The sequence below is a fragment of the Prevotella sp. RM4 genome, from assembly GCF_000701965.1.
Classification (GTDB): domain Bacteria; phylum Bacteroidota; class Bacteroidia; order Bacteroidales; family Bacteroidaceae; genus Prevotella; species Prevotella ruminicola.
The window spans coordinates 885,292-910,834 of sequence record NZ_JNKG01000007.1; the positions used below are offsets into that span (position 1 = coordinate 885,292).

The 25,543-nt window shown below is 40.0% G+C and carries 25 protein-coding genes; 11 read left to right on the forward strand and 14 right to left on the reverse strand.

Annotated elements, in window-relative coordinates; all coding sequences use genetic code 11:
- The first annotated feature begins 19 nt into the window (after positions 1-19).
- A complete protein-coding gene (locus tag T499_RS0104760) occupies positions 20-1,198 on the forward strand; it encodes a DUF3078 domain-containing protein (protein WP_033149918.1) in 1,179 nt (392 codons plus the stop codon).
- On the opposite strand, the gene T499_RS0104765 is transcribed toward T499_RS0104760, so the two are convergent.
- On the reverse strand, positions 1,195-1,581 hold the full coding sequence (locus T499_RS0104765; RefSeq protein ID WP_013064564.1) for a DUF1573 domain-containing protein: 387 nt from the start codon (positions 1,579-1,581) through the stop codon (positions 1,195-1,197). The genes T499_RS0104760 and T499_RS0104765 overlap by 4 nt on opposite strands.
- Positions 1,582-1,721: 140 nt before the next feature.
- Here T499_RS0104765 and aspS point away from each other — a divergent pair, with 140 nt between their 5' ends.
- The 3 genes from aspS (at position 1,722) to T499_RS0104780 (ending at position 4,327) form a co-directional block, all read left to right on the forward strand.
- The gene (gene aspS, locus T499_RS0104770) at positions 1,722-3,503 is read left to right on the forward strand and encodes an aspartate--tRNA ligase (RefSeq protein WP_033149919.1); all 1,782 of its coding nucleotides are present in this window, start codon (positions 1,722-1,724) and stop codon (positions 3,501-3,503) included.
- A gap of 168 nt (positions 3,504-3,671) precedes the next feature.
- The gene (locus tag T499_RS0104775; RefSeq protein WP_033149920.1) at positions 3,672-3,980 is read left to right on the forward strand and encodes a winged helix-turn-helix domain-containing protein; all 309 of its coding nucleotides are present in this window, start codon (positions 3,672-3,674) and stop codon (positions 3,978-3,980) included.
- A gap of 65 nt (positions 3,981-4,045) precedes the next feature.
- Positions 4,046-4,327: a hypothetical protein gene (locus T499_RS0104780; protein ID WP_052173400.1), complete on the forward strand. Its 282-nt coding sequence runs from the start codon at positions 4,046-4,048 to the stop codon at positions 4,325-4,327.
- Here T499_RS0104780 and T499_RS0104785 read toward each other — a convergent pair.
- The 4 genes from T499_RS0104785 to T499_RS0104800 all read right to left on the reverse strand — a co-directional run bounded on the left by T499_RS0104785 (position 4,294) and on the right by T499_RS0104800 (position 8,454).
- Entirely contained in the window at positions 4,294-5,436 is a 1,143-nt protein-coding gene (locus T499_RS0104785; RefSeq protein ID WP_033149921.1) for a glycosyltransferase family 4 protein, read from the reverse strand. The two genes, T499_RS0104780 and T499_RS0104785, sit on opposite strands and share 34 nt — an antisense overlap.
- Positions 5,433-6,023, reverse strand: coding sequence for an acyltransferase (locus tag T499_RS0104790; protein WP_033149922.1), 591 nt, complete (start codon positions 6,021-6,023; stop codon positions 5,433-5,435). The genes T499_RS0104785 and T499_RS0104790 overlap by 4 nt, the downstream gene beginning before the upstream one ends.
- Positions 5,998-7,191, reverse strand: coding sequence for a glycosyltransferase (locus T499_RS0104795; RefSeq protein WP_033149923.1), 1,194 nt, complete (start codon positions 7,189-7,191; stop codon positions 5,998-6,000). The genes T499_RS0104790 and T499_RS0104795 overlap by 26 nt, the downstream gene beginning before the upstream one ends.
- A 90-nt stretch (positions 7,192-7,281) precedes the next feature.
- Entirely contained in the window at positions 7,282-8,454 is a 1,173-nt protein-coding gene (locus T499_RS0104800; RefSeq protein WP_033149924.1) for a glycosyltransferase, read from the reverse strand.
- Positions 8,455-8,550: 96 nt separating this feature from the next.
- Between T499_RS0104800 and glf the strand changes: the two genes are divergently transcribed.
- Together glf and T499_RS14080 are read left to right on the forward strand one after the other, a co-directional pair.
- The gene (gene glf, locus T499_RS0104805; protein ID WP_033149925.1) at positions 8,551-9,687 is read left to right on the forward strand and encodes a UDP-galactopyranose mutase; all 1,137 of its coding nucleotides are present in this window, start codon (positions 8,551-8,553) and stop codon (positions 9,685-9,687) included.
- A 43-nt stretch (positions 9,688-9,730) separates the two neighbouring features.
- Positions 9,731-10,879 carry a glycosyltransferase gene (locus T499_RS14080; protein WP_052173404.1) on the forward strand — a complete coding sequence of 383 codons (1,149 nt, stop codon included), beginning with the start codon at positions 9,731-9,733 and terminating at the stop codon, positions 10,877-10,879.
- On the opposite strand, the gene T499_RS15130 is transcribed toward T499_RS14080, so the two are convergent.
- From T499_RS15130 to T499_RS0104835, 5 genes are read right to left on the reverse strand one after another with little or no spacing between them, the layout of a single operon-like run.
- On the reverse strand, positions 10,818-13,106 hold the full coding sequence (locus tag T499_RS15130; RefSeq protein WP_084162893.1) for a glycosyltransferase: 2,289 nt from the start codon (positions 13,104-13,106) through the stop codon (positions 10,818-10,820). The genes T499_RS14080 and T499_RS15130 overlap by 62 nt on opposite strands.
- A gap of 2 nt (positions 13,107-13,108) precedes the next feature.
- Entirely contained in the window at positions 13,109-14,185 is a 1,077-nt protein-coding gene (locus T499_RS14085; RefSeq protein WP_052173406.1) for a glycosyltransferase family 2 protein, read from the reverse strand.
- Entirely contained in the window at positions 14,182-15,117 is a 936-nt protein-coding gene (locus T499_RS0104825) for a glycosyltransferase (RefSeq protein ID WP_084162894.1), read from the reverse strand. Before T499_RS0104825 ends, T499_RS14085 begins: the two co-directional genes overlap by 4 nt.
- A gap of 12 nt (positions 15,118-15,129) precedes the next feature.
- Positions 15,130-15,933 (reverse strand): LicD family protein, encoded by an 804-nt coding sequence (locus tag T499_RS0104830; RefSeq protein WP_052173409.1) that lies wholly within the window; start codon positions 15,931-15,933, stop codon positions 15,130-15,132.
- 56 nt (positions 15,934-15,989) lie between these two features.
- Positions 15,990-16,835 (reverse strand): BCCT family transporter, encoded by an 846-nt coding sequence (locus tag T499_RS0104835; protein WP_033149926.1) that lies wholly within the window; start codon positions 16,833-16,835, stop codon positions 15,990-15,992.
- Between the two features lie 142 nt (positions 16,836-16,977).
- Here T499_RS0104835 and T499_RS0104840 point away from each other — a divergent pair, with 142 nt between their 5' ends.
- Genes T499_RS0104840 through T499_RS0104855 form a run of 4 tightly spaced genes read left to right on the forward strand, consistent with a single transcriptional unit; the run spans position 16,978 to position 21,194 of the window.
- Complete coding sequence (locus T499_RS0104840; protein WP_033150223.1) at positions 16,978-18,135, forward strand: glycosyltransferase family 4 protein; 1,158 nt, start codon at positions 16,978-16,980, stop codon at positions 18,133-18,135.
- Entirely contained in the window at positions 18,132-19,160 is a 1,029-nt protein-coding gene (locus T499_RS0104845; RefSeq protein WP_033149927.1) for a glycosyltransferase family 2 protein, read from the forward strand. The genes T499_RS0104840 and T499_RS0104845 overlap by 4 nt, the downstream gene beginning before the upstream one ends.
- 52 nt (positions 19,161-19,212) lie before the next feature.
- Positions 19,213-20,070: a glycosyltransferase family 2 protein gene (locus T499_RS0104850; RefSeq protein ID WP_033149928.1), complete on the forward strand. Its 858-nt coding sequence runs from the start codon at positions 19,213-19,215 to the stop codon at positions 20,068-20,070.
- Positions 20,067-21,194, forward strand: a complete 1,128-nt coding sequence (locus tag T499_RS0104855; RefSeq protein ID WP_033149929.1) for a glycosyltransferase family 4 protein — start codon at positions 20,067-20,069, stop codon at positions 21,192-21,194. Before T499_RS0104850 ends, T499_RS0104855 begins: the two co-directional genes overlap by 4 nt.
- On the opposite strand, the gene T499_RS0104860 is transcribed toward T499_RS0104855, so the two are convergent.
- Positions 21,145-22,167: an acyltransferase family protein gene (locus T499_RS0104860; RefSeq protein WP_033149930.1), complete on the reverse strand. Its 1,023-nt coding sequence runs from the start codon at positions 22,165-22,167 to the stop codon at positions 21,145-21,147. The two genes, T499_RS0104855 and T499_RS0104860, sit on opposite strands and share 50 nt — an antisense overlap.
- 71 nt (positions 22,168-22,238) lie before the next feature.
- Here T499_RS0104860 and T499_RS0104865 point away from each other — a divergent pair, with 71 nt between their 5' ends.
- On the forward strand, positions 22,239-23,252 hold the full coding sequence (locus T499_RS0104865; protein ID WP_157054512.1) for an acyltransferase family protein: 1,014 nt from the start codon (positions 22,239-22,241) through the stop codon (positions 23,250-23,252).
- Here the strand turns inward: T499_RS0104865 and T499_RS0104870 are convergent.
- From T499_RS0104870 to T499_RS14090, 3 genes are read right to left on the reverse strand one after another with little or no spacing between them, the layout of a single operon-like run.
- Entirely contained in the window at positions 23,249-24,166 is a 918-nt protein-coding gene (locus tag T499_RS0104870) for a nucleotidyltransferase family protein (RefSeq protein ID WP_084162895.1), read from the reverse strand. The genes T499_RS0104865 and T499_RS0104870 overlap by 4 nt on opposite strands.
- Positions 24,163-24,909 carry an ABC transporter permease gene (locus T499_RS0104875; protein WP_084162896.1) on the reverse strand — a complete coding sequence of 249 codons (747 nt, stop codon included), beginning with the start codon at positions 24,907-24,909 and terminating at the stop codon, positions 24,163-24,165. Before T499_RS0104875 ends, T499_RS0104870 begins: the two co-directional genes overlap by 4 nt.
- On the reverse strand, positions 24,906-25,508 hold the full coding sequence (locus T499_RS14090) for an ABC transporter ATP-binding protein (protein ID WP_052173411.1): 603 nt from the start codon (positions 25,506-25,508) through the stop codon (positions 24,906-24,908). The genes T499_RS0104875 and T499_RS14090 overlap by 4 nt, the downstream gene beginning before the upstream one ends.
- Positions 25,509-25,543: the final 35 nt, after the last annotated feature.

Genomic DNA, 25,543 nt, shown 5'->3' on the forward strand with positions numbered 1-25,543 from the left:
TTGTATCTTTGCACCAGATATGAGAAAAGTTGCATTATTATTCGCAGCATTTTGGGCGCTTAGCGCCTCTGCTGCTCAACCAAAAGATACATTAGACGGACGCTATTTTCGTTTGTTTGCACCAGTCACTTTCTACCATAATGTGGCTAACAAATCACTTTCAATCCAGCCCGATTCGGCTGGTCAGGACCCTGTGGCTGATGCTATCGACGAAGCCTTGTTGCATATTTATCTGAACCGTCCAGATCTGGTGAATACCACCGAGTCGGAACTTCAGCAAACCGGTAATATTCGTAAGGATGTGGATCAGCCCATTAAGAACCAGGTAAAGCTGGTTGAAAAGGTTGAAAGTCCTGTTATCGATACCCCCGACGATGTGCCTACTACCATTCTGGTTCAGAAACCCGATTTCTGGACAAAGAAAGGTGATGGCTATCTGCAGTTTATGCAGAACTATGTAAGTGGTAACTGGTATAAGGGTGGTGAAAGTAACTACTCGATGGTGGGTTCGCTGACCTTAGAGGCCAACTACGATAACCGCAACAAATGGAAGTGGGATAATAAGTTGGAGATGAAACTAGGTTTCCTGCGTTCACGTACTGACTCGATTCATAAGTTCAAGTCGAATGAGGACCTGATTCGTCTCACCAGTAAGGTCGGTCTGCAGGCTGCCAAGAACTGGTATTATACCTTGCAGGTTCTGGCTTATAGCCAGTTTACACAGGGTTTGAAGTCAAACGATCGTAATGTCTATTCCGATTTTATGTCGCCATTCAACCTCAACTTCGGTCTTGGTATGGATTACAAACTGGCTACCAAGGATAAGAAATGGTCGGGTACCGTCAACCTGTCGCCATTGGCTATCAACTACCGTTATGTTGATCGTTTAGACCTTGCCACCAGCTATGGCTTGAAGGAAGGTCGTCATTCGCTGGTTGATTTCGGTTCGCAGCTCACTGCTGATGTGACATGGAAAATAAACGATGTGATCACATGGAAGTCGCGCCTCTATGCATTCACATCGTATAAGCGTACAGAGATTGAGTGGGAAAACACTTTCGCTCTGCGTGTATCAAAATATATATCAGCTAACCTGTTCCTCTTCCCTCGTTTCGACGATACAGGTACGAAGGACGACGACCTGGGTTACCTCCAGTTCAAAGAGTATAGCTCTATCGGATTCTCTTACGGCTTTTAGTTTTCCGTCATTTCTCCCTCAATATAGAGGCGGGTCATCTCAACTACACCATTGGTGCGGATAGTGATCGACTTCTTGAAATGGCCGGGGAACTTGCCTGCGCCGTTATAGGTTACCTTAATTTCGCCTTTCTCGCCTGGCTTGATAGGAGCCTTGGTGTACTCGGGTACGGTGCAGCCACAGCTGGCCACAGCCTGATTGATAACCAATGGCTGCTCGCCTACGTTGGTATAGGTGAAGGTGTAAGTAACAACAGGACTTTTCTCAGAGAAACTTCCGAAATCATGTGTCAGTTTATCGAACTTGATTTCTGCAGGTTTCTGTGCCAATGCGGCTGTCAATCCGCAAATCAGCATCAATGCTATAAATGCAATCTTTTTCATCTTTTTGTCGTTTAAATGATTAAATCAGTGCAAAGTTACTATAAAAATATGAATTAATCACGAAGAATTAAGAAATATGTTTGTCTATTATCAATTTTTTATGTAATTTTGCACCTTAAATGAATAAATAGCAATTAAATATGTACAGAAGTAAGACTTGTGGAGAGCTTAGGCTCCAGGATGCCGGTAGTGTTGTAACACTGGCCGGATGGGTACAGCGAAGTCGTAAGATGGGTGGTATGACCTTCGTTGATCTTCGCGATCGTTATGGCTTGACTCAGCTTGTTTTCAACGAGGCTGACGATGCTGAACTGTGCGAGCGTGCCAACAAACTTGGTCGTGAATTTTGTATTCAGATTAAGGGCGAGGTAAGCGAGCGCCAGAGTAAGAATCCCAAGATGCCAACTGGTGATATTGAGATTCTGGTAAAGGAACTGAACGTGCTGAGCGAGAGTCTCACACCTCCATTTACCATCGAGGATAACACCGACGGTGGTGATGATATCCGTATGAAGTATCGCTATCTTGATCTGCGCCGTGCTGCTGTTCGTAAGAATCTCGAACTGCGTCACCGCATGACCATCCTGATTCGTAACTTCCTCGATGCTCAGAACTTTATCGAGGTTGAGACACCAATCCTGATTGGTTCTACACCTGAGGGTGCTCGCGACTTCGTGGTTCCTTCACGTATGAATCCAGGTCAGTTCTATGCCCTGCCACAGTCACCACAGACCCTGAAGCAGTTGCTGATGGTATCAGGTTTCGACCGTTACTTCCAGATTGCCAAGTGTTTCCGTGATGAGGACCTGCGTGCTGATCGTCAGCCTGAGTTTACTCAGATCGACTGTGAGATGTCGTTCGTTGATCAGGAGGATGTGCTCCAGATTTTCGAGGATCTCGCTCGTCATCTGTTCAAGGAGGTTCGTGGTATCGAACTGCCTGCACTCCAGCGTATGACATGGCACGAGGCTATGCGTCGCTTCGGTAGCGATAAGCCCGATTTGCGTTTCGGCATGGAGTTTGTTGAGCTCATGGATCAGCTTAAGGGTACAGGTACTTTCCCTGTATTCAATGAGGCAACTTATATCGGTGGTATCTGCGTTCCAGGCTGCGCAAACTATTCTCGTAAGCAGCTCGATGAGCTCACCGAGTTTGTAAAGCGTCCTCAGGTAGGTGCTAAGGGCTTGGTATATGTTAAGTTCAACGAGGATGGTACTGTTAAGTCGTCTATCGATAAGTTCTATACTCCTGAGGTTTGGGCTCAGGTTAAGGAGGCATGTGGTGCCAAGGATGGCGACCTGGTACTGATTCTTAGCGGCGATAATGCCAATAAGACTCGTGTACAGCTCTGCACACTCCGTCTGGAGATGGGCGACCGTCTCGGACTGCGCGATAAGGATAAGTTCGTGTGCTTGTGGATTGTCGACTTCCCACTCTTTGAGTGGAGCGATGAGGAACAGCGCCTGATGGCTACTCACCACCCATTCACAATGCCTAATCCCGACGATATTCCTCTGTTGGATACCGATCCTGCTAAGGTTCGTGCCGTTGCTTACGACTTTGTTTGCAATGGTGTCGAAGTTGGTGGTGGTTCACTGCGTATCCACGATGGCAAGTTGCAGGAAAAGATGTTCCAGATTCTGGGCTTCACTCCCGAGCGCGCTATGGCTCAGTTCGGATTCCTCATCAATGCCTTTAAGTACGGAGCACCCCCTCATGCAGGTCTGGCTTTCGGTCTCGATCGTTTCGTCAGCCTCATGGCTGGTCTCGATAGCATTCGTGATTGTATCGCATTCCCCAAGAATAACAGCGGTCGCGACGTGATGCTCGATGCCCCAGGTGAGTTGGATCAGAAACAACTTGACGAACTTCAGCTTAAGGTTGAACTGCGTTCTACCTCCTCCTTGCAAGGCAGTGAATAAAGTTCACTGCGCTTGCTTCGTTCGTCGGTTGACCTACATCAAGAATAATTTACATTCTGCTAAAAAAGCCTAAAAATCAGCGAGTTGTACGGAATAAAAGCGGTATTTTTGCATTCGAAAATTAACAGAAGTATAACACTTCAAATAGAGTATTAATTTTTTAGAACTATGGCAGAAAAGAAAGCAACAGCTAAGAAGGCTACCGAGATAAAGGCAGCCCCAGCTAAAAAAACAACCGTAAAGAAGGCCGCAGCTCCTAAGGCAGCTGCAAAGGCAGTTCTCGCAATCAACGCTGAGAATGTAGGTTTCAAGGCAGGTGATGTATATCAGGCACTTGCAGCAGCAGGTAAGGCTCTCACTGTAAAGGAGATTGCTAAGGCTGCAAAGATTTCTGAGGAGGAGACTCTTCTCGGTTTGGGTTGGCTCTTCAAGGAGGGCAAGCTCGCTAATGATGGTGAAAAAGTTACATTGGCTTAAGCCTTTTAACGAATGATAGAAAAAGGTCGGTAATCGCTTTTACCGGCCTTTTTTAAGCGAATATAATGACATACGATCAGCAGATATTAAGTATACTTACAAGTGTGGGTGATAAGGGCATCAGCGTTATGCAGGTGTCCAAGCATGTGTATAATATGAATTTGAGTTTTTTCTACACACCCGATCTCAATGAAATACGTGCTTATGTGCAACAGTATCTGCTTAAGAATTCCAAGTCGCCTCAGTCGCTTATCGAGTCAACAGGTCGTCGCGGGTATTACCGTTTAAATACCCAGAACAATCCCGATGCGCGTCAGCTGATGTTGGAATTCGGTAATTCTTTGTAAACCGTTTCGTATAGTTTCAGCAGTTGTTCGGCAGTTTTGCGCCACGAGAACAAACCTGCTCTTTTTAGTCCAACTACTTTTTGTGTCTCATAGTAGGCTTCGTCGTATTCCAGACGTAACATCTGTGCGGCAATCTCATCAGGATTCTCTGGGTTGATGAGGATAGCCTCGCTGCCACCAATCTCTGGCATCGACGAGGTGTTCGAAGTAATCACGGGTGTGCCGCAGGCCATCGCCTCAAGGAGTGGAATACCAAAGCTCTCTCTGAGCGAGGTGTACAGAAAGGCAAAGGCGCTGTTATAGATGTATGGCAGATCGCTGTTTACGATATAACCTGGCATCACGATATTCGGTCTGATGTTCTCAATGTTGTTTCGTTCAATAATGCCATTCAGGTAGCTTTGGTCTAAATCTGCCATCAGCAACTTACGTCTTACGGTCGATTCCTTCAGGTATTTCGAATAAGCAATCAGTGTACGCTCTGTATTCTTCTTGGGGTCGGTGTTACCTAGGAAGAAGAAATAGCCGGGCTTTTCGATATACGATTGGTAGATATCAGCCACATCCCTTAAAGGCTTGAACCAGTCGTTATAGCCATTATAAATCATCGCCATCCGCTCTTCGGGGATGTGCAGTTTGTTAATGATATTTTGTTTCTCGAAGTTCGACACTGTGATGATGCGACGACATTTCTGCAGAATCTTAGGCACCACCTTACGTCGGTACAGCCATCCTAGGTTCTGGTAGATAGACTTGTTGTTCTTATCTCTTGGTTCTAGGAAGATAATATCGTGCAGCGTCAGTATCAATGGAACGTCGCAGAATATCGGTGCTGTATTACTGGTGCAGTGCAGAATGTCAAGATTGTATTTCTTTACAGCCCTTGGCAGGGTTATCTGTTCCCAAACAGGGTAGAAACTTTCGCCGATAACGATGATATGTACGTTTTTGGTATCCTTCAGGCATCGGTCAATACCTGGTGCCACAAACACAAAGTATTCGTTCAGCGTGTCTATCTGCTGTAGCTCTTTAATCTCTTGCAGAACCACGTAGTCCATACCGTGCTTGTTACGGCGGAACACTCTTTGTGCTTCGATACCTATTCTCATATCTGCTTGATGACTTTTGCTGGTACCCCTGCTACAAGCGAGTGGGGTGGTACATCCTTGGTTACTACTGCACCTGCTGCTACTACGCAATGGTTACCAATGGTAACGCCTGGCAATATCACGGCGTTCGCTCCAATCCATACGTCATCCTCGATGGTTACGGCATTGGTGCTTACACCTTGCTCGTCTATCCGTTTGTTGGTGTCGTCAAAATTGTGGTTCAATGCTGTTACGGTAATGCCTTGCGCTAAGTTTACATGGTGACCAATCTTTACCGGACCGATAATCGTATTGTGTAGACCTATTCTGGTGTAATCGCCAATCAGCACATCGCCCACAGCATTGTTGATGCAGGCAAACGATTCCACCACCGAATAATTGCCAAGTGAGAATTTTCGGTAGGGTGGAGTGTCCATTCTGGCCGAACGGTGAATCACCGAGTGTTTACCTCGGTGCTGGTATAATGGAGCCAATAATCTTACAAACCAGCGTGGTCTTGTCTGCACCTGGTTCATAATCACCCAATCAATCAGCTTTTTAAGCTTGGGACTATTTTTTAAATTAGCTCTTACGGTTTCGTTGTCCATCACTTTCTATCAGCGTCTTCCATTGCTCAGCAATCACGTTCGCATTGAAACGTTGCGATATCATAATTGCCTCGTTCGATTTTAACTGCCAATCCATGTAAGTGGCTTCCTCCAGCCGTTTGGCCAGATCATCCACATCACCATTCTTAAAGTACATGCCGAAATCGCCCAGTATCTCTTTGCTCGATGGTAGGTCCGACGAAATCACTGGCAGTCCGTGTGCCATTGCCTGTACCAATACCAGTCCGAAGTCTTTCCATCTCGAACTCGATACATAGATGCTGGCCTGCGAATAGAACATCTGGATGTTCTCGGTAAAGGGATGTATCTTTATTCTTTTCGTCAGATAGCGATTCTCAATCATCTTGTTCAGTGCCTCTTTCTCTGGTCCATCTCCTACAATATCCAGATACCAGTCGGAATTGCGCTGAGCAAACTTGTCGAAGGCTTTTATCAGCAGGTCGAATCCCTTATGTTTTGGGGTTAATCTTCCTACTGCTAAGAATCGTTTATTCTTTCCTATTGATGGAGCGCCTGGTTTGAGTGTCTGTGGATTTGGAATTACAAAAGGTGAGAATCCGTAGGCATGATAGTACATCTCCGAATCCTGCAGGTACAGCAGCACGGTCTCGTCCAGCTTCTGTAACTGTCTACCATAGTGGTATTTTAGCTCAGTACCTAAGTAAGGCGATGCCTCTCTCAGGAAAGCGTTAAACGAGTTGTATATCCAGCCGATAGCTTTTACACCACCTAAGTCTCTCTTGATGGTTGCCAGTCGCATGGAGAGATATGAGTTTACTGCAATAATCGTGTCGAATTGGCCTTCTTTTAGTATTTTTACAACAGCTTCTCGCATCTCTCTGGGAAAAGAGCTGTGCGCATATAAATCAGAGGTGATGGCTGTTTTTGGCAGAGCGTTTTTATACAGATAGCTGTATGCGTTGTATAACATGCTTTTCCATTTTTCGGTTTTACGAAAATGGGTAAACACAATCTTCACGGGATAGTCTTTCAACCCATACATCGATAAGTCTTCTTGCTCCGGTTCTTCAAAACTTACGATGGTCACATCATATTGTTTTGATAGCTCCTCGGCAATTACGGCAGTCACTCTCTGCATGCCGCCCGACTTAAAAATACTATCTGTTATAAAACATATTCTCTTCATACATGTATAATCAGCCAAATTATCGTTGACAAAAGTACAAATATTTTTGGATTATTCCAAATTTTATGCTTTATTTCTCCGAAAAATTGTTCATTCTATCAGTTGCTTCCACTGCGTAATGATATTTTTAATATCAAATTGTTGCGCAACAGCTATGGCTTCTTTCGATTTTGCCTGCCAGTCTATGTGGGTAGCCTCTTCCATTCGCTGTGCCAAATCCTCTATGTCGCCATTCTTAAAGTACATGCCGAAATCGCCCATAATCTCTTTGCTTACGGGTAAATCCGACGAAATGATTGGCAGCCCGTGTGCCATCGCTTCTACCAAAACCAAAGGCATGCCTTCCCATCTCGAACTGAGCACATATGTCTGGGCATGGCTATAGTACTCTTGTATCTGGTTAGTAAAAGGATGGATGGTTATTCGGTCTTCTAATTGATATTTTATTATCAGATCTTTGAATGTCCTTTCTTCATCGCCTTCACCAACGATATCTAAGTGCCATTCGTTGTTTTTCTTTGCAAACAGGTTGAAAGCCTTTATCAGGATGTCTATTCCCTTATGCAGCGGCGTAAAACGACCGATGGTCAGAAACTTTTTGCTTTCACCTGTCGCTGCCTCACCTTGTTTCAATGTTAATGGGTTATAGATAACGGTAGGTGTAAAATGTTTGTCGCATTCATTAAATCTGTTGGCATCATCTTTACAGAGCACCGCCAAGTCATCCAACTTCCTGAATTGATAGATATAATGTCTTCGTCTTTTGGAACCAATATAATAATGTGAATCCTCTCCAAATAAGGCTTCAAACGAATTGTGCAACCAACCTATCAGTTTTGTGTTTGGCAAATCGTTCTTAAGTGTGGCTAAACGGGCTGCTAAAGGCGCATGTACACCAATAATTACATCATATGCTCCCTGGCGTAGCTCAGATAAAAGTGCATGTCTTAATTCCGAAGGGTACGAACTATGGGCATATAAATCCGAACACCATTGGGCTGTTGGTTGTAACTTTAGATACAATCCGCTATAAGCTTTGCAGATATAAGTTTTTAATTTTCCTACATGTGGATATGCGAAAAATCTGTAGTGGATGTTTGCCTCGTTAAGATGGTAGAGTGATGTGTCCTGTTGCTCTGGTTTGTCAAAGGTCACAATGCTTACATCATAGTCCTTTGCCAATTCCTTGGCAATCACGGCTGTTACTCTTTGCACCCCGCCAATACTGAAAATGCTATCAACAACAAAGCAGATTTTTTTCATATATCTACAAAAAAGCCTTATTACGTTGACAAAAGTACAAAATATTTTGGATTATTCCAAATTTTATCCTATATTTGCACAAAAATCTATTTGCATATGACGAATGAATACGATTATCTGATAGTAGGAGCAGGTATATACGGCGCAACTTTTGCTTGTATGGCGCATCGCCAAGGTAAGCGTTGTCTGGTGATTGATAAACGTAACCATTTAGGTGGTAATATCTATTGCGAGAATATCGAGGGAATCAATGTCCATAAGTATGGTGCACATATATTTCATACATCCAATAAAAAAGTATGGGATTTTGCAAATTCCATCGTTGAGTTCAATCGTTATACCAATTCGCCCATTGCCAACTATAAGGGTAAACAGTATAACCTGCCATTTAATATGAATACCTTCTATCAGATGTGGGGTGTGCTAACACCTGCTGAGGCTCAGGCTAAGATTGAAGAACAGCGTCAGGAAGCTCTTGAAAAGATGAAAGCCGATGGTGCTACGGAACCTAGAAATCTGGAGGAACAGGCCCAACTACTGATAGGTAAGGATATCTACGAGATACTGATTAAAGGTTATACCGAGAAACAGTGGGGCCGCAAATGCAGCGAACTGCCTGCCTTTATTATCAAGCGCCTGCCAGTACGTTTCGTTCACGATAATAACTATTTCAACGATCGTTTCCAGGGGATACCTATCGGTGGTTTTAATAAGTTGATAGATGGTCTGCTCGAAGGCGTAGATATTAAGTTGAATACAGATTTCTTTGATAATCGCCAGCATTGGGAGCAAATTGCCGATAAAGTGTTGTATACCGGCAAACTCGATGAGTATTTTGGTTATCGCTTCGGAAAACTTGAATATCGTACAGTTCGTTTTGAGGAAGAAATCCTTGATACCCCCAATTACCAAGGTAATGCGGTGATGAATTTTACCGATGCCGAAGTGCCTTATACTCGTATCATCGAACACAAGCATTTTGAAATGTTTGGTGATGATGTATATAAATGTCCTAAGACTGTTATTTCTCGTGAATATTCCACAGAGTGGCAGGACGGCATGGAGCCTTATTATAGTGTAAACGACGATAAGAACATGTCGCTCTATCTGCGATATAAGGACCTGGCTGATCAAAATCCCAATCTGATTCTGGGCGGTCACTTAGCCGAATACAAATATTACGACATGGCTCCAATTATGGAGAAGGTGATGGGATTATTCGGACAACTATAAGGAGGATAAAGCTTTGATGAAATTAGCTTTTCTGTGCAATAACATGAAGTCGACTAACGGAGTCGAACGTGTATTATCCCAGCGGTTAAGTCTGTTGGCAGAAAGTGGAATGTATGAAGTTTATTTGATTACTTATAATCAATACGGTGCCCCCTTCTCTTTCCCCATATCCGATAAAGTCCATTATATTGATCTGGCAACGAGATATATTGAGCGTTGTTCATATCATGGTTTGTTTCAATATGTGGATCGATTTTGTAGTAAATTGTTTTATAAAAGAACTATCCAAAATTGCTTAAAGCGCATTGCACCAGATGTAATTACCTCTATAGATGTTTATCTGGCAGATTTGCAGGCGGTGCTCGATAGCGGTATTGAAGCCGTTAAGATTGTGGAGTGTCATTGCGGACTTTCTGCCTATTTTGGTGATTTGGAAAGGATTCAATCTATAGATAAACGTTCGAAAGAGAGGAAAATCAAAGAAAGATTTGTTCAAACGATTCTTCGGTTTGATAGAATAATTGTCATGACAGAGAATGAAAAGATTGATTGGGGGACAGATAAAGTGGTATGTATCCCGAATATGCTACCAAACTGTCCTTCAGATTTTTCTGATAAAAAACAGATTAATCATCGCGTTATCAGTGTTGGTCGTTATGCATATCAGAAAGGTTTTGATATGTTGTTAGATTCCTGGAAGTATGTCCAAGAGAAACATCCTGATTGGTCACTGCATATATATGGAAGTCGTGATGGCGATAGAGGAGATTTTGAATTGCTAAATAGTATGATTGTTGCTGGTTCAATGCGGAATGTATTTTTGCATCAGCCAGCAAATGATGTCTATTCTGAATATGACAAAAGCGATATATATGTTATGTCTTCACGTTTTGAATCTTTTGGTTTGGTCTTAATCGAAGCAATGGCATTTGGACTCCCTGTCATTTCTTTTGATTGTAAATATGGCCCCCGATCCATCATACATGATGGTATTACTGGTATTATTGTGCCGTCAAAGCATATCGAGAAGATGGCTGAAGCCATTTGTGCGATGATAGAAAACGAGAATAAACGACACTGCTTGCTGACAAATGCCCGTCAAGAATCCATGAAATATCTTCCTGAGACTATTATGCCCCTTTGGCATGAGTTTTATAAATCTCTTGGAAAAGGTCATCCCATTGATGCATAATGTTGTCAAGCGAATAATTATTTATACTATTTGCAGCTTTTCGTCCTATTTCAATTCTCATTCTATCATTTTCTATTAGACTGCATATCTTTAGGGCTAATTCTTCGGTATTACCATTATTACATAGAAGACCGTTCTTACCATCATTAATGATGTCTTTTGGGCCACATGGGCATGCAAATGCTACTGGAGCTAATCCTGTTGCCATGGCTTCCATCAGAACTAAAGGTAATCCTTCAAATCTTGAACTGAGAATAAAAATGGAACTCTCCAGATATTTTTCTGTTATGTTATTAACAGGTCCTTCGCAATTAACAGCGTTTTCAATTCCTAATTCTTTGACTTTGTTAATGTAAGCTTCTTTGTTTCCACTTCCATATATGGTGAGCTGCCAATCTGTGTGTTTCTTGTGTACTTCTTTCCAGGCTGATAATAATAAGTCAAATCCTTTTTGGTAAGTATATCGACCTACTGCAATGGCCTTTTTGGCTGTGCAGTCAGAGTGTTGATTATTATTGATGGTAATAGGATTAGGAATAACCATGAGATTGGCAAGTCCTTTCCAATATGTGGCATCTTCATGAGTTAGTACCACAAAGCGGTCTAACAGCTTAACTTTCTTGTCCAATTGTGCCATCCATCTATTTGTAATATATTTATTGGCATAATTGGGGAGAAATCCAAAGTTTGCTTCTCTGTATTTATATCTTCCAAAGTGTATTTCTCCAATTTTGGCACTTCCATCTTTTATCTTGCTAAGGAAGTTGATTTCACGTCTTAGTAGCGAAATTGTGATATCTGGCTTCAAACTGCAGAGGCATATATCAAGTTTACGTTTGTAATCCTTCATTTTTATGTAGTAAAGGTACAATCGCTTCCATAAGGGATACTGCCATAAATTGTCAATGTTTACATCTAACTGAATTATTCTAATCTTCTCAGATAGAGGAAAGTATGGCTTAGTCCCTTTGTCATCAGTTACGATGATGTTAACATCGTAATTCATTTTTTCCGCCAAATAATTTGCTTTGGTAGTCAATACTCTCTCCATTCCACCTGAATGATCTAAAGATGGGATGCAGTATGCAAGCCGTATTTTGTTAGAGTCTCTGTTTGATGGATATACTTCTTCAAGAACTCGCCTCATCTGATTCTTCCATGAGAGATGTTCAATTGATTCTCTAATTTGTTTAGCCGTAATTGGCATGTGGTGATAAAAACTGATGATGGTTTCTATGTTGATAGCACTTTCATCAGCAGGCATTTTTAATACATATGGCTGCTTGTCAAAGTCTGAATCTGTTTCAGAATATACAAAAGGAATGCCGCGCGCAGCATATTCTCTATTTTTAAGAGTTTTAATATCGTCTATTCCAACGCGATGTCTTCCAAGGCTACCTATACCAAAGTCACATTTGTCAAATATCTCATCAAGTTCTTCTCCATGTTTCTTTCCGTGCAGAATAATGTATGGCTCAAGATGATTGTCAGAAATAGTATGTGTAATCTCCTCTTTTTCTACAGACGAAAAAAAATACCCGACTATATGAAAATATACTTTTAGTTCCTTGGGAGAAGAGTAGTAGTCTGCTAATCCTTGTATAACCCTGTCAAAACCGTGCCAACGATGAATCTCTGCTACACCAATAAGATGTAGTTCGTTGTCTGGATGATTACTCGTTCTTTTTAATCTGACAGAGTCGAAGTCTATTCCATTTGATATTCTAATGGTCTTTTGTCCGAAGATAAAGTCTTCCTCTGTAAATGTAACGATGCCGTCCAAATGTTTGGCAAACTTATTCCTGAAAAGTTTGTCCTGAATTAATTGCCTGCGCATGGATTTGTTGAAATACTCTTGGTCATAAGGGTAAGTAGGAATTTCCATGACCACTTTCATGCCAGCTTTTTTCAGTCGTTTCACCATTTGAATGGTGAAAGGATTGGCGTTGTGGTTTGATCTGATGTAAACAAAATTTATATTGTTGTCAATTACATAGTTGACAATAGAATTGAATTCTGTTCGTTTTAAGATTTTTCCTTTTGTTCTATTGCCATAGTCGATAATTACCTGATCGTCAACAATACGGCGTTTCGAGATAGTCTCGTCCATATAGCAGAGATGGGCTTTATGACCGTTAGCCTTGAAAGCATTTAATTGGTATGATATCTTTTTGCTGATACCATTATTAGGGTCGAAACCGTGGAATATGAGGAATAAAATGTTCATAATTATATATAGTTCTTCTTTCTTCCAAAGTGTTTAAGCAAAAGAACAGAGATGAATGCAGGAAGGCATCCAATAATATAAAAACCTAAGTTTATAAAACGATATCTTTTGAATTTCGTGATCTCTTTAAGTTGAAGGGGATGCTTTATTGCTTCTTTTATAATTTGGTTTGTCAAGTAAGGCCTTATTCGTTTTCGATTCTTTAATGCACCACATACAGCATAAAACATCAGTATCATTCCTTTTGTACAACGTGCTTCAAAGTATTCTTTATCTTTGAGCTCTGTGCATTTATCTTTTAAATAGGAGTATACTCTGAACGACTCTTTGATTTCTTCAAGTTTTATGACTTGTCGATGTTGGTAGCTTGAAAGCGAATTGTCTCTTATTACATAATAATATGTAATATCAGGAATAAGAACTGCATCTATAATTAATGGAGTCATATCTGCGCTAAACATCATGTCATCACAGAAAAGAGCTTTTTTGAATCTTAAATGATGTTTTTCAATAAAGTCTTTTCTTATTAGAGCGTTCCATATATAATCCCTAAATGTTGGGTGTAGTCTATTGTTAGCAAATTGAGCAAGTCCATTTTGAGCGTGAAAAACAATATATGGTTGCTCTAAATAACTCTGTCCGATATCGATAGGTTCCCCCTTGTCGTTTACGGGCCTTACAGAACCATATACTACTTCTGCATGATGTTTTTTTGCTTCGAGATAAAGTTTTTCGATGCAGTCTTCAGATATATAGTCATCTGAATCTAATAGGAAAATGTATTCACCTTGAGCTTCTTCCAATATTCTGTTTCTTGCAGCCCAACAACCCATATTGTGAGGTTGTTTGATTATTCTTATTTCTTTTCCTTTGGGATGTGAGGATTGATATTCTTTGATAATATCAATAGAGTTATCTGTGCCACAATCATCAATCGCAAGTATCTCAATATTCAATTCTGCACTTTGATTCAATACAGAAAGAATACTCCTTTGTATAAACATTTCGACGTTATATACAGGTAAACCTATAGTTATTGCAATTGTTTCTTGTTGAGTATAATTGTTCATCTGTATCATCGTTTTATTAGTTTTATTCCAGAGAAGTCTTGAAATAGATAAACTAAGGCTGTAATAAGGTATATTGTGAAATTAGTTCTCCATCCTTTTAATAATTGTTGCTTTGTATCGTTATTTAATACATTCCTTAGTTTTCCATATTTTATAGAGTAGATGTGTGCAATTCGTGTTCTTAGCTCCTTGAAATAGCCAATATAAGCTTTCTCTTTCATGAACTGATATACCTCAATGGCTTCTGCTTCATTTTTCCCGCTATGCAGTTGAATTGTTGTTGTATTTGCACCATGAATTCGAAAATAGTTTAGTGGCTTATTAACATAGGCAACATTACCAAGCCTAGATATTTCTATCCATAAAATCCAGTCTCCACTTCCTTTATAGTTCTTATATCTTTGATCAACGTAATGAAGTATTTCTTTCTTAAAAACTGCAGAGCTGGCGTTGTTGATATAGCAGTATCTATATAGATAGTGATTGAAAAAGGATTTTCCGCTTGTATGTATATCTTTTCTCATTCCAGCTTCTCCAATTGTATTGTCGTTAGAGTCTATTTTGATAGATTTGCAAAAGGCTAATACGCATTGATTATCGTTTATAAATTCATTAACTAAAGATTCAAGTAGTTGGGACTCACATGAATCATCACTTTCTGCAATCCATATAAGATCTCCTTTTGCTAATTCAAATCCCTTCTCCCATTGCTTGAATGTAGAACCACTATTAGTTTCGTTTATATGTATATGGGATACTTTGGGATGATCTTTGTATTGGTTGATAATCTCGATACTGTTATCAGACGAGCAGTCATCAAGGATAATGATTTCAAAATTGGAGTATGTTTGCATTAGAATGCTCTCAATTCTCCTATTTAAAAATCTTGCATGATTGAAGTTCGGAATGATGACACTTACTAAAGGACTATTTTTATTCATATGTCTTCTTTTTTATTTTAATACGATAGTTGCTTGGTGATTCCATATGTTTTGTGGAATATTTTGCCAATTACCGAACTCGGTTTTAAGATATTGGTCATAATTACCCGGAATACAAAAATCATATTTTTCAAATGTGCATTGCGACAGTGGATATATAGATTCTTTGTTTAACTTGAATTTCCAGACTGATCCGTATGGCATTTTGTAAAAAACATTCCTTTTGCTGGTGATTCTAAATAAAGGAATCAAAAACGAATGAAATACATGATAGAGAGGTTTGACAAAAATAGTAGAAAAGAACAAACTGTTAGAGGTGTTTAGCAATTTGTCTATAACCTTTTGGTAAAGAAGAGAAAAATTCCAAAAGACATCGTTTACCTGATCCTCAACGATAAAGATGTCAACTTGTAATCCTCTATATTGTCTTTTGTTATGTAGCTTGCTGTTCTGAATGTATTCAGAATTTTTGTCTCTTAATATGTACCACGCACCGAAATAACCGTTATCAGTTTCTTTGCATTGAAGTGCAAAATCGGTGTTTGAGTATTCAGTAAGCATGATATGTTTGAATTTTTCTGCGTCTTTTGCTGGCATACATATGTCTGTGTCATCATCCCATGGAATGAAACCGCCATGCCGTACAGCTCCTAATAGTGTTCCGCCATCTAACCAATATGTGAGGTTGTTTTTCTTGCATATGGTGTCAATAAAAATTAGCATTTCGAGCATTTTTAGTTGGGCTCGTCTTAATACAGTACCTTCTGCATTATATTTGTCTTTAAGCTGACTGGCTAATAATGGATCGATACTCATTCTATATCATGTTTTAAAAAGTTATTAGCATCTTTGAAAAAAGAATAAACAATTAATCAGATGATAATTCCAATAGGAGATGCTGCTATTATTGATATAGACTGCAATCCATACATGGAATTATTTGAAAAGAGAAGTCCTATCGGAAGGAGTATAAAAATAAGCGCCCATAATGTTCTAATTATTTTATGAGGCTCTTCGTTGGATTCGATATGCTTATATGAATAGTTAGGCGCAATAAGTGTCAAAGTGTCAAATGAGGTCGCATAGAACATAATCATCGTAATGACTAAGAGAATCTTGGCGAAATATGGAAAAGGAAGAGTGTTGATAATGCTTATAATTGCGTCATAGTAATTTCCACCTGCGTTAAGTATTCCAAGTGAAAGAACATTATTGTTATCAAAGTCGTAATGCCCTCCAATCTCAGCATAACTAGACCATGCCTGACTTTTTGATTCCGTTTTTTTGTCCGCCCCTGCAAAATAGGTAGAAAGCAAGCTCCAAACGGGAATTTTTGAAGGTGAATATTGTATGCAACTTTCAAACCAATGCCCTGTTTCTTTGCCTTTTAGGTTAAAATATTTGTCGTTTTCTCCAACAGGAGTTGGGTAGTAGTAGTCATTTATTGAAAGTGAAATATCCTTAAAATTGTAACTAATTCCCAAGTCCACTTCTTGGTGACTACCATCTGTAGCATATCCTCCCATTCCATATATGTAAATTCCGTTATTGCTATAACTGAGAGTAGGAAATATGACAGGTGAAGTTCCATATTCAATTCCTCGCCAAAGATATTTGGTTTGAGCAAGTAATTCCATATGGAAATTGCTTTTGTTTTGGGCAATTGATATGATGGCAAATAATACTGAAGCCAAAAATAGTAGAATATAACGTTTCATTTTCTTAATATTTGGCGCAAAGTTAGTAAATCTTGTTGAAACATCCAAATTTTATGTTTTTTTTTCTTGATAAATATATAAATTTTGCAAATAAAATTTGTGTATAATGGAGATTTTGTACCTTTGTACCCCAAAAGAAGTTATGATAAGAAGTAGTTGCAATATTGTTTTTTGCACGCCAGCCATTTATTCGGCTGGTGGTGTGGAGAGGGTGGTGGCTGTAAAGTCAAACTACTTTGCTGAGCAGTTAGGCTATGGTGTGACTATTATTGTAACTGAGGGTAGGGGAAGAGATTGCTTCTTTCCGCTTTCTGACAGAGTCGAAGTTATAAATTATGAATTATACTTTGAGGAGTTGTGGCGATTGCCTTTTTGGAAGAAAGTGTTTGTCTATCTGTGTAAACAGTATGAATACAAAAGGAGATTAAAGGCTGATTTGATACGAATGCACCCTGATTTCGTTATTACGACATTACGACGCGAGATTAATTTTATTACTAAAATCCATGATGGAAGTATTAAGATAGGCGAGTTGCATGTAAATCGTGCTAATTATCGTAACATTGATGAGAAAGACTCTAATTGGGTAAAAAAGATATTTGCTCGTATTTGGAAGAATAATCTTTTGGAGCATCTTAATCATCTGGATAAAATGGTTGTTTTGACGGATAATGCTCTTAGTGATTGGCCAGAACTCTGTAATGTAGTGAAGATACCCGATGCTCTTCCATTCCGAGTAGACGGTAAGAGTAATCTGACTGCAAAACGTGTCGTGTCTATAGGCCGTTATGCTTATGATAAGGGGAATGATTTGTTGTTACAGGCATGGGCTGTTGTTGAAAAGAATATGCCAGATTGGACTTTAGATATTTATGGAAGTGGTAATAAGGAGTCTTATCAAAAGCTCATGGATGAATTAGGCATAGATCCGCATCGTTGTCATCTTTATGGGCCTGTATCTGATGTGAAGACGGAATATCTTTCAAGTTCTATTTTTGTTCTCCCTTCACGATTCGAAGGTTTTGGGCTTGTTATTATTGAGGCTATGGCCTGTGGGATACCGGTAATTGCATTTGATTGTGAAAATGGACCTCGTTCAATTATTACGGATGGTGAGAATGGTTTTCTTATTCCTGCATTTGATGTTAATCTTATGGCTGAAAAAGTAATGTTGTTGATGAAGAATCAAGAACTGCAATATAGGATGGGAGAAAATGCCCAGAAAGCGGCATCTCAATACGAGATGGATAAGATTGGATTGCAGTGGAAACACTTATTTGACGAGTTGAAAGGACAATGAAGAAATATGATGTTACAATAGGAATTCCAATCTACAATTCTGTTGATTGTATTCAGGCATCATTGATGTCTGCATTGTCGCAATCATATCCTTCTATTGAGATTCTGTTAGTTGATGATGGCTGTACTGATGGTACTATGGATGTCGTTAAGCAAATTGTTTGTAATCATGAACGAGAAAACGATGTTCGTATAGTAAAGCATCAAACCAATATGGGTGTATCTGCATCAAGAAATCAAATCATTGATGAGGCTCTTGGCGAGTATTTGTACTTTATGGATTCTGATGATACAATTACTGAGAATGCCATTGAATTGTTGATGCAGAGCGCACGTTGTTATGCTGCTGAGGTAGTATTCGGTTCTTATGAGAAGATTGAAACTTCTGGAAGTAAAACGGTTTATCAATATCCATCGCTGCAATTGTTGAAGATGGGTGAACTGGCTAGTTTCGCTTATCGGAAGTACGCTGGTGTTCAAGCTTCTTCTTGTAATTTTCTTGTCAAGACGAAGCTGCTTCGTGATAATAATCTTCGTTTTATTGATACTGACTATTGGGAGGATTTTGTGTTCACCTTTGATTTAGTGACATATATATCGCGTGCAGTATTATTGCCAGATATAACTTATTATTACAGATGTAGAGAAAACTCACTATCTCATTATCAGCATCGTGATAATATTTCAAAGGACGAGGTAATGCAAAATGTTAAATCCATTTCTTATCTAAAGAAAAACTCGTCCGCATATATTAATAAGGGGTATTTCCCCAATCGTTGTTTCAATTTAGTAATGACAGATTTTTATATTGCTTGTAATATCTTGAAACGTCGTGAAAGCATATTGCCATTTGTGAGTAATAACGAGATTAAAGCGTTGATGGCGCATCCGGCAACGTGGAATCAGATATGCTATTTTTCGCAAGCTCGTATCAAGAATATGTTTATGTATATGTTAAGTAAACTTCCTGCAAAACTGTGTGTTGCTACGATATGGTGTCTTGGAAAATATAAAAAGTTAATCTGAAATTTGGAGATTTGTAGAAAAGTTTGTATCTTCGCACACAAAACCTATAGTCATGGAAAATTGGTACGATAAATATCTGTCGATATACGGAAAAACAATGGAAGAGATTCCTAACTCTGTTTTGGATGAGATTAAAGCTAATCTTGCTCAGAAACAGAGTCAAGAACCTTTGGCTTCGGTTGTTGTGATTGCATACAATGAGGAACGCAGATTGGCTGCTTGTTTATGGTCTCTAAGTGAACTCCAAACCAAATATCCTATTGAGATATTAGGTGTAAATAATAACTCTAAGGATAGGACGGAAGAAGTGTATCAACGATTAGGACTTCCGTATTATAATGAAACGAAGCAGAGTCCGGGTTTTGCAAGACAATGTGGTTTAGATCATGCTAAGGGAAAGTATCATTTCTGTATTGATGCAGATACATTCTATCCTCGACGGTATGTTGATTTGATGATGGCTAAATTAACGCAGCCGAACGTTTCTTGTGTTAGTTCCTTTTGGAGTTTCTTTCCTGATGAAAACCATTCTCGGTTTGGATTGTTTCTTTTTGAGATGATTCGTGATATGTTCCTTTTTGTTCAGCATTTTAAGCGTCCAGAGCTTTGTGTTCGCGGAATGGTATTTGCTTTTAATGCCGAATATGCCAGTCGTGTAAAGATTCGTACGGATATCCGTCGGGGTGAAGACGGTTCTTTGGCACTGTCACTCAAGCCTTTTGGAAAGATTGCATTCCTTTATCATCGTCAAGCGCGGCCTGTTACAGGATATGGTACCATTGGTTCTCAGTCTCTTTGGCAGAGCTTTGTTCAGCATGTTAAGATACAAGGAAAAGGATTGTCTCGAATATTCTATAAGAAAGATCACTATGAGGATAGTGAGGATAATCTAGTAAATAAACATTCATGAAGATTATTTATATCAATGATGCACTAGCTATATGGGGCGGGTTAGAACGTATCGTTGTAGATAAGGTAAATGAACTTGCTGCACGTTATGGTTATGAGTTGTATATTGTTACTTCTAATCAAGGCAATCATCCGATTCCATATCCACTGAATCCAAAAGTTGTTCATCGAGATTTAAATATTCAGTTTCATCAGGAATACCAGTATCATGGTTTTCAACGACTACAAAAAAAAATGGAACTTGAACGTTTGTATGCCCGAAGATTAAGAGATGTCGTTGATCAGATTAAACCAGATATTATTGTTTGTGTACGATCAGAATACATTGGAACAATCGTAAAAGTAAAGGGGCATGTCCCTTTAGTATTCGAGTCGCATACATCTCGTTTCGCTCACCGTTTTATTAATGCTGACTGGTATACGAAGCTTCGGGCTTTCTATAATAACAGAAATGTTCGATTGGCGGATTGTATTGTTGCTTTAACTGATGGTGATGCTAATGATTGGCGTGACATTAATCGCAGTATATTTGTCATTCCCAATATCGTAAACATTAATGTTGAAAATAGCTATTCCGATTATAACTCTAAATCTGTTATTTTTGTAGGGCGATTTTGTGCTCAAAAAGATATCGATAGTTTGTTACATATTTGGATAATTGTCCATTCGCGTTATCCGGATTGGGTGCTTCATATATATGGCGGCTATGGAGAAAAACGGGAATCTCAAACTCAATATATAAGCAGATTGGATGCTAATGTTGTTGTCCATGAACCGACATGTGGAATATTAAATTGCTACAAGAAAAGTTCCATGCTCTTATTAACTTCTGTGTATGAGCCTTTTGGTTTGGTGCTTCCTGAGGCGATGAGTTGTGGATTGCCTGTTGTTTCTTTCGATTGTCCGTATGGTCCAGCTGATATTATTACAGATGGGGTGGACGGTTTCTTAATCAAGAATCGTGATGTTCAGGCGTTTGCTGATCGGGTTTGTCAATTGATCGAAGATAAGGAACTTCGTGTACGAATGGGACAGGCTGCCATTAAATCATCACAGCGTTATCGGGCAGATGTTATTATGCCGAAATGGAAGGAACTTTTCGAGAGCCTTTGCCGAAAAGAATAGGCCATTTACTTCTGTAGATGATGATGGGTAAAAGCACGATTTCAATCATTAGTGCTATGATAAGACATTCGCTCCAATCGTAGATGATGTTAGGGTGATGGAGAAGTTTCTCTATCCCGAAATCAATAACGCCAATCATCATTCGGTGTAGGCCAAAGATAAGCATGGTTCCAATGGAAATCAGTGTTATCAGTTTGCTTTTGATGCTGTTGAGTGATTTGGATAGGTAGATGAATGCATATACAGATACGAAGTTTGCCACATAATATAAAATAATGTGGAGTACGAATCTGTTTTCATGGATGTGCCAATAAAATAAGATGAGGCAGAATAATAGGGTAGTGGCGCCGATTGCTACATCTTTTCGTAGATTTAGAGTTTGGAGCCAACCTTTCTGTTGAAAAAGGTTACCCATAAAGAAGAAACAGAGGCAACGGATCAAACCATGATAGGTGATATAGGGGGCATAATGATAGTATTTATTGGCTCCATAGAGTATCATGGTGATGATGGAAAGTATCAGCATGATAACTTTTCCATGTTTGCTCTTATTGAGCACGTCTGTTAGGATATGCATGATAAATAGGGCAATCAGAAACCAGGTAACACCATTGAGCTCGCAGGAGAAACTACTGTTTAGCTGGCCGAATATGGTGCCGATAATGGGTTTTACAGCATCCCCCCAGGTTATGCCGCCATGCTCTATGTAGAATTTGACGAACCAATAGGGGTAATATATTACATTATATATAATATAAGGAATCAAGAGTGCATAGCCGTATTTCTTGGAAGACTCTTTGACTGTTAAGTCCCTCTTCTTCAGATAGCCGGATACAAAGAAAAACGTGGATAGGATGACTGAGGCCAAAAACTGTAGATGAAAGGTATCTTCTTGTTGGGGTAGGTGGCAGAATACCACTACCGTCATACAAAAGGCTTTTGCCCAGTCTATCCAGTTAATTCGCTCTTTCATAGTTGCAAAAGTACAGAAAAAAGCTGGAATACGCAATAGTTCCAATATTTTTCTGTATTTTTGTGGGCGAAATGGCAAAACAAAGGATTGAATACATTGATGCGATGCGAGGATTTACGATGATTCTCGTAGTGTTTGCACATGTGTGTCATTTCTGTTTGGGCGATTCTAGGATGGGCTATAATGCGGTGTTTATCCTATTTCGATTGCCTTGTTTTTTTATGATTAGTGGTTGGCTGTTTGAGTCAGTGGCCCAAAGACCATTAAAGGAGGTTGCTAAACATAAAGCCATGGTTCAACTGTTGCCTACTTTTATATTCCTGCTGATTTTGGCACCACCACCTGAGTTCTTTCATCAGTTGGGGGCGGTTAAAGGCGGATATTGGTTTACTTTTGCATTATTTGAGTTTTTTATTCTCTATATGCTGATGGTTAGGGCTAGTAGGAGGTTGACTCTTATATTTGCTATAGCACTAACCTTGGCTTCTTTTATCTATTCACGTTATTATTATAGTATTCGAACGTCGGCAGATGAATGGCTGTTGATGGTTATGGACTTTCTTGGATTCTTGAGCGTTATCACCTGGCGCTTTTTTATATTCTTCTATTTGGGAACACGGATAAGACGTAACTTTGATGCCTTTATCCGATGGACTAGCAAACCTGTTGTGATAGGGGCGATAACTGTTGCGTTTTTCTTGATTGCTTCTACGTCACATCATGATCATTTGCTGTTCGAGATGTTTAGATTTTATGTTGGGGGAATTACTGGTATGATCATGGTGTTTACCTTCTTCCGATTGTCTGCTTCATGGCTTAAGAAATGGCATGTTTCTAAGCTCTTGCAATATGTCGGAACTCGAACGCTTGATATCTATTTATTGCATTTCTTTTTCTTGCCACGCTTTTTGATGGCTTATGCGCCACAATTGGCTGCGTATAATAGCCGTTTCGTTGAGTTTGGGGTGATACTTGCTGTATCACTCGTTGTGCTGGCGCTAACATTGGCTGCAAGCTATGTTATTCGTCTCAGTCCTTTCTTGGGACATTATCTGTTTGGGGTAAAGTACGATAAAACGGCCTAAGTCAGATTGTGCCAGGTGTAATACCAAAGTTTGTGCCACCAGTTATGGAAGGTAAAACCGTCGCCCATCATTTCGCTCAGGATATACTGGCCTTCTTCTTCTAGTGGTTCTACTGGCATGTGGTTAGTATCAAGATTAAATATATCTTTCATCAACCACATAATACCTTGTGAAAAACGAGTCAATCCTAATTCTTTAATCTCACCATCAATAGTATTTTGTGAGAATTGGAACTGTTTACTTCTGCCATCACCAAAACGGAGTACATAGAACAGGTCCATGAGGTTGCGCATCTGTAAACGCTTCTCCAAAAATAAGTTATACAGATGAACAATCTGAAGAACAATCGTCATGGCATGCGAGGGAACAGTCAGTTCGCCTGCTTGGCGAAACATCAGGTCGTTATTCTGCAACATCCATTTTTCGAGTCGGGTGTTACGTTGAGATGATTTGCCTGCATGCAGTTCTGTATGAATGCGTACATTGATGTCGGCCCATTGGTTCAGGTCAACCTGATTCTTATAGCCGAATACATAGAGATCAATCCCCTTGGTATAGCGAAGTGGTTGTAGCTCACGGTCGTAGAAACGAACCAATCCAGGGCCCGTAACCACCGATGAACGTAGATGGTGCGAGTGTAGCTCGTCTTGTAGTGTAACTAGTCTGCGACTCCTGCCGCGATTCTGTTCTTTGATATCCTCTGCCTCAGCCATCCAGTTGAGTGATAACTCCTGAGGAGCCACCAAACCATAGTCGAATAGTTTTGTGATACCATGATAACAGATACCAGCAACCGTGTGGTGCTTGGCTAGTTCGAACAATTTCTTCCACTCATCGGGCTCAGGAAATCGACTTACACAATCCAACTGGCCCACAGAAACCTGCATTAATTCGAAAAATAGTTTCCTTATCATGATAATCGATGGATGTACTTAATGATAACCAATGTAATTCCTAATGCCGATACCGATGATGCAATACATCCCAGTACGGCATAAACCATTATGGCAAAAGCATTGATAGGGGCAAAACCACCTAGAAGCATACCACAGAACAATAGTGGGAGAGAGGCTAATGCTAATGCAGAAAGGTTGGCGATAGTTGGCGACAGAATGGCTAACAGACTGGTGCGCATAAAAGGTACCAGAGCTTGCCACTGCGAAGCACCATTACCTAACATAAAATCATATTGGCCACGGTTACGCTGCAGCATCGTTACAAAATTACCGAGACCTCTTACCAGCATAGCTGCCGAATGTCCCAATAGTACCGCCATGACAGGTATAAACCAACGGGCAGATATATGATCAATAGGTAGAACTGCTACCAAAAGCCATAGTCCAATCAATAGCACGCCAACAAATAGTCCTGCACTTGTTGGGAAAAGATAACTTTGGATGGTCAGCTTGCATTTGTTGATAACCAAGAATCCTGCCCATACAGCCATCACTAATAGCCATCCAATGGATATCCAGGTGTTATCTACCTTATATACGCCCCATGCAATCAGCGAAAAGATGAGTAACTGCACAAATCCTTTCGTTAATGCCACGGCGAGTGGTTTTATGGTGGGGCGGTCTAACAAATAAAGTGCTCCAAAAGGTAAAATTAATAGCAAAAGTGCTAAAATGGTATGTAGTATCAATGTTGTAGTCATATTTGAAACTGGTTTAAATCAATTACATGATGGGCGTATGCTATAAGTTGCGGGTTACGACTGGCTATCAAAACACACTTGCCTTGTGCTGCTTGCTGTTGTAATAACTGTAGCATTTGGGGCGTTAACTCTGGTGAGAGGTGCGAGGCCGGTTCGTCTGCCACCAGAATCGGTTTGTTGGTTGCCTCTGCTATAGTTGCCTCAGCCAAACGTAGTACCTCTTCGGGCAACAATGGCTCTGTCTCTGGTATTTCTGCCGCCGATGGTAATATGCCATTCCATACACCATATTCGTCTGCTTCTACTTGTGGCGGCTGCGGTTGGTAAAGTTGGTTACGCAACAGGTGAATGTTCTGAGGCAGATAGCACATCATCTTTCGGAATGCAGGCGCTGATTGTACAGTCAACAATTCTCCATCCACACTCACAAAACCTTCGGTTACAGGTAGGAATCCCATTAGGGTACGCAGAAAAGTAGTCTTGCCCGAACCTTCTGGGCCCGTGATGCAAGTGATTTTTCCATCGTCCGCTATAAAGGACAGGTTCTTTACCAAAACCTTTCCCGAAACGGCTATTGTCGCGTCTTTAACCTCTAACATATTAAATTGTTTGTGCAAAAATACAAAAAAATCTC

What these genes read in the sequence shown, in the direction of transcription:
- T499_RS0104760 (WP_033149918.1), top strand. Translation starts at nt 20, where the DNA reads ATGAGAAAAGTTGCATTATTATTCGCAGCATTTTGGGCGCTTAGCGCC.
- T499_RS0104765 (WP_013064564.1), bottom strand. Translation starts at nt 1,581, where the DNA reads ATGAAAAAGATTGCATTTATAGCATTGATGCTGATTTGCGGATTGACA.
- aspS (WP_033149919.1), top strand. Translation starts at nt 1,722, where the DNA reads ATGTACAGAAGTAAGACTTGTGGAGAGCTTAGGCTCCAGGATGCCGGT.
- T499_RS0104775 (WP_033149920.1), top strand. Translation starts at nt 3,672, where the DNA reads ATGGCAGAAAAGAAAGCAACAGCTAAGAAGGCTACCGAGATAAAGGCA.
- T499_RS0104780 (WP_052173400.1), top strand. Translation starts at nt 4,046, where the DNA reads ATGACATACGATCAGCAGATATTAAGTATACTTACAAGTGTGGGTGAT.
- T499_RS0104785 (WP_033149921.1), bottom strand. Translation starts at nt 5,436, where the DNA reads ATGAGAATAGGTATCGAAGCACAAAGAGTGTTCCGCCGTAACAAGCAC.
- T499_RS0104790 (WP_033149922.1), bottom strand. Translation starts at nt 6,023, where the DNA reads ATGGACAACGAAACCGTAAGAGCTAATTTAAAAAATAGTCCCAAGCTT.
- T499_RS0104795 (WP_033149923.1), bottom strand. Translation starts at nt 7,191, where the DNA reads ATGAAGAGAATATGTTTTATAACAGATAGTATTTTTAAGTCGGGCGGC.
- T499_RS0104800 (WP_033149924.1), bottom strand. Translation starts at nt 8,454, where the DNA reads ATGAAAAAAATCTGCTTTGTTGTTGATAGCATTTTCAGTATTGGCGGG.
- glf (WP_033149925.1), top strand. Translation starts at nt 8,551, where the DNA reads ATGACGAATGAATACGATTATCTGATAGTAGGAGCAGGTATATACGGC.
- T499_RS14080 (WP_052173404.1), top strand. Translation starts at nt 9,731, where the DNA reads ATGAAGTCGACTAACGGAGTCGAACGTGTATTATCCCAGCGGTTAAGT.
- T499_RS15130 (WP_084162893.1), bottom strand. Translation starts at nt 13,106, where the DNA reads ATGAACATTTTATTCCTCATATTCCACGGTTTCGACCCTAATAATGGT.
- T499_RS14085 (WP_052173406.1), bottom strand. Translation starts at nt 14,185, where the DNA reads ATGATACAGATGAACAATTATACTCAACAAGAAACAATTGCAATAACT.
- T499_RS0104825 (WP_084162894.1), bottom strand. Translation starts at nt 15,117, where the DNA reads ATGAATAAAAATAGTCCTTTAGTAAGTGTCATCATTCCGAACTTCAAT.
- T499_RS0104830 (WP_052173409.1), bottom strand. Translation starts at nt 15,933, where the DNA reads ATGAGTATCGATCCATTATTAGCCAGTCAGCTTAAAGACAAATATAAT.
- T499_RS0104835 (WP_033149926.1), bottom strand. Translation starts at nt 16,835, where the DNA reads ATGAAACGTTATATTCTACTATTTTTGGCTTCAGTATTATTTGCCATC.
- T499_RS0104840 (WP_033150223.1), top strand. Translation starts at nt 16,978, where the DNA reads ATGATAAGAAGTAGTTGCAATATTGTTTTTTGCACGCCAGCCATTTAT.
- T499_RS0104845 (WP_033149927.1), top strand. Translation starts at nt 18,132, where the DNA reads ATGAAGAAATATGATGTTACAATAGGAATTCCAATCTACAATTCTGTT.
- T499_RS0104850 (WP_033149928.1), top strand. Translation starts at nt 19,213, where the DNA reads ATGGAAAATTGGTACGATAAATATCTGTCGATATACGGAAAAACAATG.
- T499_RS0104855 (WP_033149929.1), top strand. Translation starts at nt 20,067, where the DNA reads ATGAAGATTATTTATATCAATGATGCACTAGCTATATGGGGCGGGTTA.
- T499_RS0104860 (WP_033149930.1), bottom strand. Translation starts at nt 22,167, where the DNA reads ATGAAAGAGCGAATTAACTGGATAGACTGGGCAAAAGCCTTTTGTATG.
- T499_RS0104865 (WP_157054512.1), top strand. Translation starts at nt 22,239, where the DNA reads ATGGCAAAACAAAGGATTGAATACATTGATGCGATGCGAGGATTTACG.
- T499_RS0104870 (WP_084162895.1), bottom strand. Translation starts at nt 24,166, where the DNA reads ATGATAAGGAAACTATTTTTCGAATTAATGCAGGTTTCTGTGGGCCAG.
- T499_RS0104875 (WP_084162896.1), bottom strand. Translation starts at nt 24,909, where the DNA reads ATGACTACAACATTGATACTACATACCATTTTAGCACTTTTGCTATTA.
- T499_RS14090 (WP_052173411.1), bottom strand. Translation starts at nt 25,508, where the DNA reads ATGTTAGAGGTTAAAGACGCGACAATAGCCGTTTCGGGAAAGGTTTTG.